Below are 14,146 nucleotides of genomic sequence, written 5' to 3'. Positions count from 1 at the left end.
CTTATTTCAACTCCAACTTATAACCGAGCCCGCGCACTGTCGTAATTTGAAAATCATCTGTTCGTTTTGAAAAACGATCTCTAAGACGTTTTACATGAACATCAACTGTCCGTTCGTCCCCTTCAAAATCCATTCCCCATACTAATTCAATTAATTCTTCTCTCGAGAATGTTCTTCCAGGATAACTAGCAAGTTGTGATAATAACTCAAATTCCTTCAGCGGTAGTAAAATCGTTTGACCGTTACACTTCACCTCAAACCCTTTTCGGTCAATTGTCGTTCCGTGGAGTGTAATAATATCAGCACTAAGCATTTGATAACGACGCAACAATGCTTTCATGCGGAAAATTACTTCAGCTGGTTCAAATGGCTTTACAATATAATCGTCTGTGCCAGAAATGAACCCTTTTTCTTTATCAACTAACTGATCTTTTGCAGTTAATAAAATTACAGGTATATCATGATACTTCCTGATTTCTTCACATAACGTATAGCCATCAATAAACGGCATCATAATATCCACTATCGCAAGATGAATATTTTCTTTCTCTAATATGCCTTGAGCTACCTTTCCATCTTCAGCCTCAAAAACTTTAAACCCCTCTTTTTGTACATGGTAATGTAATAACTCTCTAATATGCTTATCATCATCAGCTAATAAAATATGTATCATCTTCATTAAACCCTCTCTTGTTCATCCTTCTACATTCTTACATTAAGAAACAATTGTACTTTTTGCAAGAAAAAGAAAAACAAACTGCTATTAGTTTTTTTGAATAAGAGTTGATAAATAATAATCTACAAGCCAACATTTTAAGATAAATAAAAAGAATCTATTTTGAAAAAAGATTATTCAAAATAGATTCTCACGTTTTAGTATTAAGATTATTTTAATGAAAAATAAGTTCTAAGCTTTAGAAATATCAACAAATCCTTCTCCAAATACGTCACGAACATCATGTATAGCGATAAACGCAGCCGGATCCGTAGTTTGAACAATCCGTTTTAGCTTCACTACTTCTTGCTTATTAATAACAATATAAAGAATTTCCTTCGGAGTTTTTGTGTAATAGCCATGACCTGAGTACACGGTAACCCCTCTGCCCATTAAGGTAGTCACCTTCCCGGCAATTTCATTCGGGTTATCAGAAATAATCGTAATAGCCTTTTTCGGATTTAAACCTTCAATTACAAATTCCATCACTTTCGTTCCTACATATAGCATAATAATTGTCAGCATCAGTTTTTCTGCACCAATGATGAAATAAGATGAAAACGCAACAATTAGATCGAAGAACAATAGACCATAACTAATGCTCCAGCCTAAGTACTTATGTGTCATCCTTGCTAAGATGGTAGTACCTGCTGTTGTTCCGCCAACGCGAATGATTAGACCAATCCCGCACCCAATAAATATTCCTCCGAAAATGGCATTTACAAGCATTTCATCCGAAGCAATCGTCCAACCTTCTGTCAAATGAAGGAATAGCGAGTTCGTAACTACAGCGATAATCGTATAAATTGTTGTAATCTTATTTAAAAATTTATAACCAGCTATTAACAAAATCGCATTTAAAATTAAGTTAACTAAACCTGGTGACCACTCAAATAAATAGTACGTAATAATCGTGATACCTGTTACTCCACCCTCACCAAACTCGTTCGGGATAACAAACAAATTGACACCTAACGCAAAAAGAAATGCACCAATAATAATAAAAATAATGTCTGTCGTTCTTTTTTTCATACAGTACCTCACTTCTTATGTAAATATTTATTCTGTCATAAACTCTCACCATTATATCGTGGAATATTCAAATCGAACAGTGGTTTATTTTTATTTTAATATAGGATGATAAAACAACTTTATCCTATATCCACATGTAATTTAAAAAGTAAAACAACTGTATTTATTATGTACTACAAGTAAAGTTTTGATTTCACATGCAGTTGATGCTAAAAAAATGAATATGAACACTCACTCGCACAAACTTCGAATACAAAACAAATAGGCGAAGCTATAGAATAGACTTCGCATCAAACATTTGATCCCAGAGATTTATATTCATACATTCCAGAAATAAATTTACTTATCTTTCTCCATATATTCTTTAATCTTTCGTTCTTCCCACTCTTTTCCGAATATCCCAACTGGAAAAGTTGTCAAACCGTGTATAACGATACCGATCCCCCAACCTGCCAGTGGATATAAAAACCATAATTTACTTGAATCAGAGCTTATATTTATAATAAAAAGCATTAAGTTCACTAGTATATAGACCGTTAAATGAATATAAAACGCTTGTAAATTCTCTACCCTTTTTTTAGCTCGTAAATAAACCTCATCTCGCTCCACCCTTAAACACCTCTTTCCATATTGTTTTTTTTTCACCTTCGCTCCAGTATTAACATCATATTCTAATCGAAAATCCGTTATTCTCAAAAAAACATAAAACAAAAAAGTACCCATCGAATTATCATACATATGATGATTCGATGGGTACTGCATGATACATTTGTTATTTACAAGCGTCTAATTAAGACCAAATCCAAACATCATCATTATTTTCAACGTTGCTCTTTACCTCATGAACTTTTTCAATGTTGTCCGTTGTGTTCCAGTTAATAGAACTTCCACCCCAGCCCACATACTTCATATCAATTTTCACTTTCTCACCCGTATTAAATACTTGTCCCTTTGTTAAGAAAACGTCAATAATATCTTTCTTCCCATTTAGCGATGGATACTCAACTACGACATATTTAGTAGCACCGTCTCCCTCATCTTCCATCGTCCCTATTTTTGATACTTCTCCAATCACATAATCAGGAGAACCGTCTTCTTTCATGTGCATGCCTAACTTGTTTGTTGTATTTTCAATTGCAGTTGCAACCATATATTCTGTAAAATTACGCATCATAGATCCAGTAGCTTTTACTTCATCTCCTACTTTCACATTTGAAAAGGAATCCATGTATATACTAACAGGCTCCTCATATTGCTTAGATTTTACAACAATTACACCTTTATCTACTTCTATTACTCGTCCTTCTAACGTCGAGAAATTGGATTCCATAGAAGCGGCACTCGCTTTTGACAGTTCTAATCCTGGTAAATTCGTTCCTGATAATGCTGCGATCCCTAAAGCACCTGCTAAAATTAATTTTTTCATACCCATATGTAACCTCTCCATTCATGATGATTATATTTTTTGATTGGATACGACCAACCTGTAACCATTATAGTTACACGTTGTGCAAAATAGCAACTATCTTTCTTATGCAATGTTGCATACTGTAACTTTTAAATATACTCAACACTAAGACTGAATTCTTGAATACTGGCAGGTAAACGGATTGATGATGAAGAAAATAATGTGATGCATCATATTTTTCAATGCTACAGTTTGTATAATCGTAGTCCATTACATTATGTAGGAGCGGAGTTAACATGTTAATAAAACCAAACAGATTACAGCCAGGTGATATTGTGGCAACAGTAAGTCCTTCATGGGGAGGTGCAGGTGATTCTGAGATAAGATGGCGTTATGAACAAGGAGTGAAAAGATTAGAAGAAGTTTTCGGTCTTACGGTTATCCCAATGCCTAATAGTTTAAAAGGTAGCGAATTCATTTATAACAACCCAAAGGCTCGTGCGGAAGATTTAATGACAGCATTTAAAGATACACGCGTGAAAGCAATTATTGCCAATATTGGCGGTGAAGATAGCATCCGCTTACTTCCTTATATAGATTTTAATGTGATACGTGAAAATCCGAAAATTTTTATGGGGTACTCTGACGTTACCGTTTCACATTTGTTTTGCCATAAAGCAGGAATCTCCTCTTTTTACGGTCCAGCCATTTTAACTGATTTTGCCGAAAATATAGAGATGGATCCTTATACAATTGAAATGGTAAATCGAACTCTATTTTCAAATGAAGTTATTGGCGAAATTCAACCAGCTCATGAATGGACGAGCGAGCGTTTAGAATGGATAGAGATAAATAAAGATACAAGGCGTACGATGCAACAAAACAATGGCTATGAACTACTTCAAGGCTTTACTACCGTACAAGGACGCTTAATTGGTGGTTGTATAGAAGTATTGGAATTTGCAAAAGGAACGGAGCTTTGGCCTGAGAAAAAACATTGGGAGAATTGTATCCTTTTCTTTGAAACTTCTGAAGACCATCCAGAACCAAGCTATATAAAGTATTGGTTACGAAATTATGCAGCACAAGGCATTCTGCAAAAAGCAAGGGGCATCATTTTTGGTAAACCAAAAGACGAAATGTATTATGAAGAATATAAACATGAAATACTGCAAGTAATGAAGGAGCATAATTTATTAGATTTGCCGATTCTTTATAATTTGAATTTTGGCCATACCGAGCCGAAGTTTATTTTACCTTACGGCGCGATGGCAGAAATTGATTGTGAAAATGGATCTTTCTCTATTTTAGAGAGTGGCGTGGAATAAAGGAAAACTTTAAATAAGTATAGCCATAAGTTTTATAATTATGTTTTCCTGATCCTAGAGGAAGAATAGCGTATTTTTTCATTTTAGGGATATTACTTATCTAATGATAAAGGGGGATTTACGTGTATGGAAGTAACATTTACAGTAAGTAAATGGGATGAAAAACCAATCGATGATACTAAAAAAGATTTCCCTATTAATATTGCCCATGTCGAATATGATATTGATGGTGAATTAAAAGGAAAGGCTTTTGTTGAATACTTATTATATTATTTAGACTCAAATATAAATGATGGTCACTTAGCTACTGCTAAAATTTCTGGCTTTTTACACTTTGAAGGAGTTTACAAGGGACAACAAGGGACACTTACAGCTATAGAGCAAGGAAAATTTGATAAAGGAAATCTAGATTCCCCAGGAACAATTATTAAAGCTACTGGTAACTTAGAAAATCTGAGAGGGTCCTATCATTATCAGTTTACAGGTCAAACTAGTAAACTGATTTTAGAGTTTGAATTTCAGCAAAATATCCTATAATTTAGTGGAAAGGACATTTCTTGTAATACTAGGAATGTCCTTTTTTTGTTGACGAGCTTATTCAACTATTCTTCTATTAGTTAAGAAAAGAACAGAGTATATTACATAACGTCTTATTATCAGTATTCAACGATGCATAAAATTTTCGTTATGGTGGAATTAAAAATCTAAGATCGAGAGACATCGTGCCCTCACCTATTCATTACTTTTCCTATCAATTAAAGAATAATCCCCGAAAAACTTCCCTTCAACACTTCCTTTTCAAGTTGATTCCTACATATAAACATCGCAATAATTTTTGTGCGATTTTTTTCATCGAGCTCAAATTGTTCAATAGTTACGTCACAACGAATTGTATCACCGCTCAACACAGGACGCATAAATTCAAAATCCATCTTGCGAGCTAGTACGTTATAGTCACCGCCAATTTTTGTAGGTAGTGTTGATGTTAACAGCCCTTGTACAACAAATCTCCCCTGCTCATCTGGTGTAACATGATGAACCCCTTCATCTTTCGATACTTCCGTAAATAACACAACATCTTCTTTCGTAAAAGTTCGTTCAAAGGTGATTTTTTCGCCTACTTGTAATTTCATCTATACCCCTCCTCAAAGGAACTTTTATAATAAGAAAAACCGAAACTAAAAATCATTTCGGTTTTTCAATCTAAAGAAGTCTATATTTATTTTAACGAATGTACAAACAACCCGCTGCGCAGTTTCGGTTCAAACCACGTTGATTTTGGCGGCATAACTTCTCCAGCGTCTGCAATTGCTAATAAAGCTTCCATTGATGTCGGATATAATGAGAATGCTGCTTTATATGCACCGCTCTTTACAAGGCGTTCTAGTTCTTCTAATCCGCGGATTCCTCCTACAAAATCGATGCGTGAATCAGATCGCGGATCATGTATTTCAAGTACTTGACTTAATAAATGATCTTGCAGAATAGATACATCTAAACCTTTCACGAGATCATTCGCATCAAACGTTTCCTCTTTCACATTGAGCTTATACCACTTCTCGTTTACATACATTCCAAATGATTTCGGCTCATTTGGTTTATACGGAGAAACAGTTGCTTCTTCTACATAAAAGTATTGTGCAATTTGCTTTAAAAACTGTTCTTCTGATAATCCGTTTAAGTCTTTTACAACTCGGTTATAGTCCCAAATAGATAGTTCATCATGAGGGAATAAAACAGATAAGAAGAAATTAAATTCCTCTTCTCCTGTATAATTCGGATATTGTTCTCTTCGCATTAGTCCTACTTTTGCCGCTGATGCAGAGCGGTGATGTCCGTCTGCAATATACAAGTTAGGAATATCTTCAAATAAGTTTACTAAACTTGCAATTACTTCTTCATCAGCTATTTTCCAAGCAACGTGCCTAACGCCGTCTTCTGCTGTAAATGTATAGATTGGCGCATGTTCTTCTTTCCAACTGGCAATGAAACGCTTTATCTCTTCTTTTGTACGATATGTTAAAAAGATAGGACCTGTATTTGCGTCACACACATCTACGTGGCGAATGCGATCTAGTTCTTTTTCATGACGTGTTCTTTCATGTTTTTTAATTGTATCATCTTCATACTCATCAATCGATGTACAAACGACAAGGCCTGACTGCGTTCTTCCTTGCATCGTCAGTTCATAAATGTATAACGCTGGCTCTTCGTCTTGAGTGAACACTTCTTCTCGTATAAATCGATTTAAATTTTCACCCGCTTTTTCATATACACGATCATCGTACGGTGAAAGTGCCGGGTCTAAATCAATTTCTGCTTTATCAACGTGTAAGAAAGAATACGGATTCCCTTTTACAACCTCTCTTGCTTCTTCACTATTTAATACGTCATACGGTAAAGCTGCAACTTCCGCTGCTTTTTCTTCTACTGGACGAATGGCCCGAAACGGTCGGATTTTTGCCAAGTTCCTCTCTCCTTTACACAATCATTCGAACGGCTACAACACCTGTAATTTTGCTTATATTTTCCACTATATTCTCTTTTATTATATCATCAATTCCGTTATCAATATCAATCATTGTGTACGCCCAAGAATGTTTACTACGATTAATCATATCGGCAATATTAATATGATGCTCTGCTAAACATCCTGTAATTTGTCCTACCATGTTCGGAACGTTTTGATGCATAATCGTAATTCGTTTTTTTCCGATATACGGCAGTTCGACGTTTGGATAGTTTACTGAATTACGAATATTTCCTGTCTCTAAATATTCACGTAATTGGCGCGCTGCCATGATCGCACAATTTTCTTCCGATTCAGACGTAGATGCACCAAGATGAGGCGTCGCTGTTACATTTTTCATCTTTATCACATTTTCATTCGGGAAGTCTGTTACGTAATGCGTAATAACATCTTCTTCTAACGCTTTTTGAAGAACATTTTCATCTACAAGTTCTCCTCTAGAGAAATTGAATAAACGCATACCTTTTTTCATCTTCTCTACAGCGTGTTCACCAATAATTCCCTTCGTTTGATTCGTAAGAGGAATATGAAGTGTAATATAATCACATGTTGCAAAAATTTCATCTAAACTAAATGCTCTTTGCACATGTGTTGAAAGGCGCCATGCAGTTTCAACTGAAATGTAAGGATCATATCCGACAACGTCCATTCCTAAAGCTAACGCATCGTTCGCAACTAAAGCACCGATTGCACCAAGGCCGATTACACCTAGACGTTTCCCTGCAATTTCTGATCCAACGAATTGTTTTTTCCCTGATTCAACAAGCTGCGGTACTTCTTCACCCTCTAAATTTTTCGTCCAGCTTACACCGTTAATAATGTTACGTGAAGACATAATAAGACTAGCGATAATAAGTTCCTTTACTGCATTGGCATTCGCTCCTGGTGTATTAAATACTACAATCCCTTTTTCTGTACATCTCTCGACAGGAATATTATTTACACCAGCACCAGCTCTTGCAATCGCCTTTAAGTCTTTTGAAAATTCTTCTTGGTGTAAAGAATAGCTGCGAAGTAAAATACCGTCTGGGTGGTCCATTCTATCCCCTACTTCATAACGCTCTCCGTCAAGAACTTGCAAACCCTTTTCCGCAATTTGATTTAACGTTTGAACACGAAACATATCCCCATCTCCCTATCTATTCTCAAGCTCAAATTCCTTCATATAATTTACTAATTGCTGTACACCGTGTACTGGCATCGCATTGTAAATACTTGCACGCATACCACCGACTGAGCGATGTCCTTTTAACGTAACAAGGCCGTTTTCTTTCGCTTTTTGTAAAAACTGATTGTTCAGCTCTTCTGACGGTGTTGTAAACGGAATATTCATAAGTGATCGATACGTAGGATCAACTGGTGAAGTAAACAATTTTGATTCATCTAAGAAATTGTAAAGAAGTGAAGATTTCATTCTATTCTGTTCTTCAATCGCAGATACCCCGCCTTGCTCTTTCAACCACTCTAGTACAAGTTTCGTTACGTAAATACTAAAGGACGGCGGTGTATTATATAAGGAGTTATTTTTGCTGTAAGTTTCATAGTTTAACATTGTAGGACAAGAGCGTTCTGCTCCCCCAATTAAATCCCTTTTTATAATAGCAATCGTTAAGCCCGCTGGCCCTAAATTCTTTTGCGCACCCGCATATATGAGACCAAACTTCGTAACATCATATTGTTCTGATAAAATATTTGAGGACATATCCGCAACGAGCGGCACTCTTTCTAAATGTGGAATATCCACATATTTTGTCCCCTCAATTGTATTATTCGTTGTAATATGTACATAATCTAGTTCTTCATCATTTGGTAAATCATCCATTTTAGGAATCGAAGTAAACTTCTCTTTTTCAGAAGAAGCAATCACTTGCACTTCCCCTACTTTTCCGGCTTCTTGCAGCGCCTTTTTAGACCATGAACCTGTCAGTACGTACCCAGCTTTTTTATACGTACTCATTAAATTTAACGGTATCATAGAAAATTGTAATGACGCACCGCCTTGTAAAAATAAAACTTCATACTCATCAGGAATGTTCATTAATTCACGAAGTAAGCTACTGGCTTCATCAATAATACTTTGGAAATAAGAAGATCTATGGCTCATTTCCATAACTGACATGCCTGTCCCGTTATAATTTACAAGCTCCTTTTGCACTTTCTCTAAAACTGGCAAAGGGAGTATAGATGGTCCTGCTGAAAAATTATACACTCTCTCCATCACCCAGATAACCTCCCTATTTCTCATTTTTATTATTTTTTAAACTTTCTGAATTATAACCTATATACAATACACGGTCAATTTGTTTTCCGTTATTACGGTGCAAGACGCAATGGAATCGCTTGCATGTGCAACCTATTTTTTATAAACATACAAAAAAGTGTTAAGTACATAATCGTACTTAACACTCTAGTAATAAAGTATAATAGCTACTTACCCGTAAAGAACCGATCAAAAATTTGATAAATAGCTGAAAGACCAAAGAGCCAATAAATAGTATCCACAAGCGCTGGCATAGAACCAAACCATTTCTCAACTACATTATAATCTAACGCTACAAACAACCAATTCAAACCGCCAAGAATCACCAAAATTACTGTAAGGTATGACAAAAATTTCATTATGATTGCCCCCTAGGTGATAAGATGGTGAAAGGCCTTTCACTAAAATATATGTAATGGATTCTAAAACTTACCTATTTTATAAAATTTATTTTCGATACCATCCATTAATAACTGCCTCTGCTTCTTTACTATGTATTTGATATGAATGATTACTATCATTAGAGCCGATAAACCAAATTGAAAAACCTTTAAAATACGGCTTCGGTTCTAATACATCTCGGTAAGCACGCCACCCGTTAAGTTGTACATCTTTTGAAAACACATTCGTAACATCTGGGTTCCACGGATTTTGCAGTCCAAGTTCACGTGCTGGCACATTAAATCCACCAAAATATACTGGCTTTCCTGTTGTGTTATGTAATGTCTCAAGTTGCTGAACGACATTTTGGCCACGATTATATACTGTCGTCGCAAATAAACTTTGTTTTACTTCTTCGTATGATGGATTTCTTTTCCCTGAAACTTCAAACCAACTATCAATACTTACAATATCAACCTTTTTTAAATACGGACGATTGATTTTCTCCTTAAACTTTGCTTCATACGAAAGATCAAAGCTTGCTGTTAACCACCAATTCATTTGATACAAAACATTTCCTTTATACTGCTTACGAACAAAATCAATCGTATCGTTCCAGTATCCTTCTGCATATTCCATGTTCACGAAATTAGAGGCAATCTTAAGTCCGTACACATTGTATTTACTCGTAATCGAATGAAAGATGTCTTGCAGAATAACCGTTTTCCAATTCCAGAAGAAATCATTAATATTACTCGGATTCCATTCCGTTTCCCCAACATTTCCTTGCTGAATATATGGGAACGGTTCCACAATAACTTGAATATTACGCTTTAATAATTCTCGAATTAAAATAATAGCCTGTTGCTTTTGCGCTTGATTAATTACCATGTTCGTAGAAGTCACGTTCGGAATATCTACCTGAATCGGTACATTTACTGTATTTAAATTTAAGCGCTCTACATCCGCTAACACTTTCGATACATTTCCAACTTCCCACACCGTTACGTTTCCTGACTTTATCTTTCCTGATTGAACAGTATTCACATCTGCCTGTACATTTCCTTGGAAACAAAAAGAAAACAACATCATACACACTCCTAAAGAACTTACTAAACTCTTATTTTTCTTCACAACTTTCCTCCTATAATTTTTGGCATTCTTGCTTATTCTATACAACGTTTCACATATATTCCATTAAAAAAAGAGTGGAATTTTCATCCATAAAAATGCTATTCATCCTTTATTCATATCTTATTCATACTAACCTCCTAAAAATAGTAAGGTAAATAAAAAGGAGCTTATTTCCGCTCCTTTTTTGTCCTTATACAATTGAAATTGTCGCCTTCCTTCTAACGGCCTAATTAAATTATATTTTTCGTATAAATAAATTTTTATACTCATAAATGTATCAAAAAAATTTTATCCATATTCGCTTTTTATTTGTATTACTTTTATATTTACTTCATTATTTACTTTTGCAGTTAAGAATTCCTTTGTTCTTCTTTCAAAAATCACACCATCATACAAATAAATGCTTAACTGTGTACAAAGTAATAATTACTTCTTTAAGAAGTACCCATTTTCTTGTCTCAATATATGGACAAGAAAATGGGTACCAAATGAAAGGTGTCTATAGTTAATTCAGCATTCTACACTGTATAATTAGTTCCTACTTTCATGTCTTTCTACATCACAGTTATTGACTTTCTTGAATCCATATTGTTTCCGTATCTCCAGTAATCTTGTTTAAAGCTCGTTCAGCTACAATAACTGTTGATGCTGTAATATAAAGGTAATCCAAAAAAGTAATCGTAATTAAACTTGAGAAAGCGGATGATGGTTAGAAAATTAGTAAATCATAAAAAAACGTCCTAGAATTCTAGGACGTTTTTTTAGTTCCCTCAATCTTCTTCTTCGAAATCACGTAGACTAGCAAGTAATTCTGTAAATGTTGAACAAACAGGATATATTGCTTCCTCTATGTCTTCTTCCTCATGATCCCAGAATACGATTATTGGTGAATCAGTGTTGTTTCGATAATCAAAGCATAGAAGATTGCCGAATGGATCTCTAGCAAAAGGATATATTTTGTCAGGTAATCTATCTTTCGTACTATTATATGTTTCTAGAATTGAATATTTTCTATCAGAATCTAAGGTTAAAAGATTATTAAGTGAATTTTCATCTTGATTTGGAATGTTAAATGTATCTGGCGTTGGATATCCACCATCATATTTTTGTACACAATCAATAAAATCATTAGGAAATTTAATATTTAAGTATTGTTCTAATTGTTTAATTTGGTCATCTGTTACTCTTTTTTCATTTACATTAATCCATGTAATGTGACTCATGGCTAAATACCTCCCTATTTATCGCTATCTTTTCCCCAAATTTTATATCCACCTGTATGACCAGTATCATGATGAGTCTGATAATCTACAAGTTGCATCCTTCCAGTGTCTTGATGATGATGCCATGTATAATGCTCTGGAGTTTTTCCCATTTTAAATAATTGAATTTCTTCATCCGTAAATTTTAAAGCTAATTCAGGACTTTCCATTATTTGTTCATATAATGCCTTACTACACTTTCTAGACTGTGTTGTTCTAGACTTTTTGAAATCTGCCTCTTTTAACATTACCTCGCCTTTTGATTCAAAAATAGGAAATCCTTCAGCATCATACGGAATACCTGTAACAGGGTGCTTATCTCCTGCTAAGTCTCCTTTACGCAAACGAATCGTTTTTCGTCCATTTGCACCTTCATAAGTATACGTAGCTGCTTTCTGTAAATATGGTTGTGTACTACCGACACCTGCATATGAAAGATGATTACCAGCTTTAAATTCATAGTTATTTAATATGTGTAATGCATTTCTGTATGCCGGAGAATTAGTCACAAGTGATTTCCCTTTAGTAAACCCTGTAATAGCAGCCACCTTACCTGCTTGTCCTACTTTATCTAGACCTTTGCTACCAACAAAGCCTGTGAATAGCGTAGTGACTGCGTAAGCTGCATAATGTTCTCTGCTTTCCAGATCTCCATTCCAAAAATTATTCATAAATGTATCTGATACAGTGTTCCATGCAGCAGGAATAGTCTCTCTATAGTTTACAATCGCATCTCGCATATTTAACCAAGTTTCTTTATCTCCTAAAGCTACGAATCCTTTCCATGCATCTACAACACCATCTACAAAACCAGTAGAAATACCAGTCCACGCAGCATTTAAATCCTTTTTATTGAAAAATGACTCTTCTGATTTTGGAGGGAGTTTTCCACACATGGCTCCTTCTTGAATATCAGAGTCAACTAAATTTCCATCATACGATTCATCCGCTTCTCGGAATTTAACAGCTGCACGTTCTAATTCTACTGCGATTTTATCTAATTCTTGCAAAATGTTAAACATCATTGGTTTTGCTTCATTAAACATCTGATAGAAACGATCACTGCTTGCTCCGCTCCACTGAGAAGCTATATATTCAATTTGAGAGTATAAATCTTTATGTATATATTCTAATGATGATCTCGTATTGCTTACGGTTTTAGCAGCTTGTTCTAATTGTTCCGGTGTTACCTTTATTTGTGTGCTCATTCCATCCCTTATTTGCGTATATATTATGAAAATTATAACATATCATTATTTCATTAAGGGTTAGCATTTGAAAATATCCGTTCCTAAAAGTGAAAGTATATTCCATCATAAAAACAGCTCCAATTCCTCATTAGAAAAATGAACTGCCCCCTTAAATAACCCTCGTTGTTATAAAAGACATCACGTTTTTATACTGATAGTATTATAAAATAAGCGGTTTATTAATTTTGCAATGAAATTCATTTTATAGACCCCTCTCTTTGTCAATAATTTATCTATTCAATGAAATTATATATTCAGATATATAATTAATAAAAAAACAAATTTCCGAAAAATATATTTCGGTCATTACATAATTTTTGATATTCGATTGATAGTCATAAGAAAAACATACTAGGGTAACGCCACATGCTCATCAAGCGAAGTTAAAATTATATCCTCAAAATAAAAAAACGCTATACTTATTGTAAAAACTTTCAACTGGAGTACTGATGAAATCAAAAGGATTGAATCAATGCTTTCAGTATCCGTTGTATTTCTTCCAGAAGTCCTTACTCCTCTTTTTACACAAAAACAGACTGTGGAGAAGATTTTCTCCACAGTCTGAAAAGAATCCATATATGTTTTTTTATTTATCACCTTAACTTACTGTAACCTATATTGTCCTGTTAATTGTTCTTCTGTCATTCGAACTAAGCGTTTTGTAATTTCTCCACCGACAGAACCATTTGCACGTGCTGATGTATCCGGTCCTAATGTGACTCCTAATTCACGAGCAATCACGTACTTCATCTGCTCAATAGTTCTCAGCAGAAATAAGAATCTCATTTGTATTACTTTCATGTCTTTGAGCATTCATAATTGTGCCTCGTTATATTTCACTAATTG

Annotated in this window: 14 protein-coding genes and 1 pseudogene; 2 read left to right on the top strand and 13 right to left on the bottom strand. The window is 34.7% G+C overall.

The window, feature by feature from the left end:
• Position 1: 1 nt before the first annotated feature.
• The 4 genes from QCI75_RS11380 to QCI75_RS11365 form a co-directional block, all read right to left on the bottom strand.
• Positions 2 to 679, bottom strand: coding sequence for a response regulator transcription factor (locus tag QCI75_RS11380; protein ID WP_186320882.1), 678 nt, complete (start codon positions 677 to 679; stop codon positions 2 to 4).
• Positions 680 to 907: 228 nt separating this feature from the next.
• Positions 908 to 1,747, bottom strand: a complete 840-nt coding sequence (locus tag QCI75_RS11375) for a YitT family protein (protein ID WP_070143987.1) — start codon at positions 1,745 to 1,747, stop codon at positions 908 to 910.
• 339 nt (positions 1,748 to 2,086) lie between these two features.
• Positions 2,087 to 2,356, bottom strand: coding sequence for a 2TM domain-containing protein (locus tag QCI75_RS11370; RefSeq protein WP_048559934.1), 270 nt, complete (start codon positions 2,354 to 2,356; stop codon positions 2,087 to 2,089).
• 181 nt (positions 2,357 to 2,537) lie between these two features.
• Entirely contained in the window at positions 2,538 to 3,179 is a 642-nt protein-coding gene (locus tag QCI75_RS11365; protein ID WP_144506078.1) for a hypothetical protein, read from the bottom strand.
• A 272-nt stretch (positions 3,180 to 3,451) separates the two neighbouring features.
• Between QCI75_RS11365 and QCI75_RS11360 the strand changes: the two genes are divergently transcribed.
• Positions 3,452 to 4,483, top strand: coding sequence for a S66 family peptidase (locus tag QCI75_RS11360; protein ID WP_144506079.1), 1,032 nt, complete (start codon positions 3,452 to 3,454; stop codon positions 4,481 to 4,483).
• A gap of 126 nt (positions 4,484 to 4,609) precedes the next feature.
• Positions 4,610 to 5,020: a DUF3224 domain-containing protein gene (locus QCI75_RS11355; protein ID WP_353760488.1), complete on the top strand. Its 411-nt coding sequence runs from the start codon at positions 4,610 to 4,612 to the stop codon at positions 5,018 to 5,020.
• A 218-nt stretch (positions 5,021 to 5,238) separates the two neighbouring features.
• Here QCI75_RS11355 and QCI75_RS11350 read toward each other — a convergent pair whose 3' ends face one another.
• The 9 genes and pseudogenes from QCI75_RS11350 to QCI75_RS11310 all read right to left on the bottom strand — a co-directional run bounded on the left by QCI75_RS11350 (position 5,239) and on the right by QCI75_RS11310 (position 14,117).
• Positions 5,239 to 5,616 carry a hotdog family protein gene (locus QCI75_RS11350; RefSeq protein ID WP_144506081.1) on the bottom strand — a complete coding sequence of 126 codons (378 nt, stop codon included), beginning with the start codon at positions 5,614 to 5,616 and terminating at the stop codon, positions 5,239 to 5,241.
• A gap of 86 nt (positions 5,617 to 5,702) precedes the next feature.
• Entirely contained in the window at positions 5,703 to 6,950 is a 1,248-nt protein-coding gene (locus QCI75_RS11345) for a DUF1015 domain-containing protein (RefSeq protein ID WP_353760487.1), read from the bottom strand.
• Between the two features lie 13 nt (positions 6,951 to 6,963).
• The gene (locus QCI75_RS11340) at positions 6,964 to 8,136 is read right to left on the bottom strand and encodes a 3-phosphoglycerate dehydrogenase family protein (protein ID WP_064057466.1); all 1,173 of its coding nucleotides are present in this window, start codon (positions 8,134 to 8,136) and stop codon (positions 6,964 to 6,966) included.
• Positions 8,137 to 8,148: 12 nt separating this feature from the next.
• Positions 8,149 to 9,231: a 3-phosphoserine/phosphohydroxythreonine transaminase gene (gene serC / locus QCI75_RS11335; protein WP_144506084.1), complete on the bottom strand. Its 1,083-nt coding sequence runs from the start codon at positions 9,229 to 9,231 to the stop codon at positions 8,149 to 8,151.
• A 209-nt stretch (positions 9,232 to 9,440) separates the two neighbouring features.
• Positions 9,441 to 9,632 (bottom strand): DUF378 domain-containing protein, encoded by a 192-nt coding sequence (locus QCI75_RS11330; protein WP_353760486.1) that lies wholly within the window; start codon positions 9,630 to 9,632, stop codon positions 9,441 to 9,443.
• Positions 9,633 to 9,720: 88 nt separating this feature from the next.
• Complete coding sequence (locus QCI75_RS11325; RefSeq protein WP_353760485.1) at positions 9,721 to 10,788, bottom strand: glycoside hydrolase family 113; 1,068 nt, start codon at positions 10,786 to 10,788, stop codon at positions 9,721 to 9,723.
• 770 nt (positions 10,789 to 11,558) lie between these two features.
• Positions 11,559 to 12,011 (bottom strand): SMI1/KNR4 family protein, encoded by a 453-nt coding sequence (locus QCI75_RS11320; protein ID WP_000018399.1) that lies wholly within the window; start codon positions 12,009 to 12,011, stop codon positions 11,559 to 11,561.
• 14 nt (positions 12,012 to 12,025) lie between these two features.
• Positions 12,026 to 13,258, bottom strand: a complete 1,233-nt coding sequence (locus tag QCI75_RS11315; protein WP_353760484.1) for a WXG100 family type VII secretion target — start codon at positions 13,256 to 13,258, stop codon at positions 12,026 to 12,028.
• 645 nt (positions 13,259 to 13,903) lie between these two features.
• Positions 13,904 to 14,117 (bottom strand): annotated as a pseudogene (locus QCI75_RS11310) (alpha/beta-type small acid-soluble spore protein).
• Positions 14,118 to 14,146 lie beyond the last annotated feature (29 nt).

The sequence above is a fragment of the Bacillus cereus group sp. RP43 genome (assembly GCF_040459645.1).
Taxonomy (GTDB): domain Bacteria; phylum Bacillota; class Bacilli; order Bacillales; family Bacillaceae_G; genus Bacillus_A; species Bacillus_A mycoides_C.
Note: the sequence above shows the minus strand (reverse complement) of the source record. Positions and strands in the feature narration are given on the sequence as shown.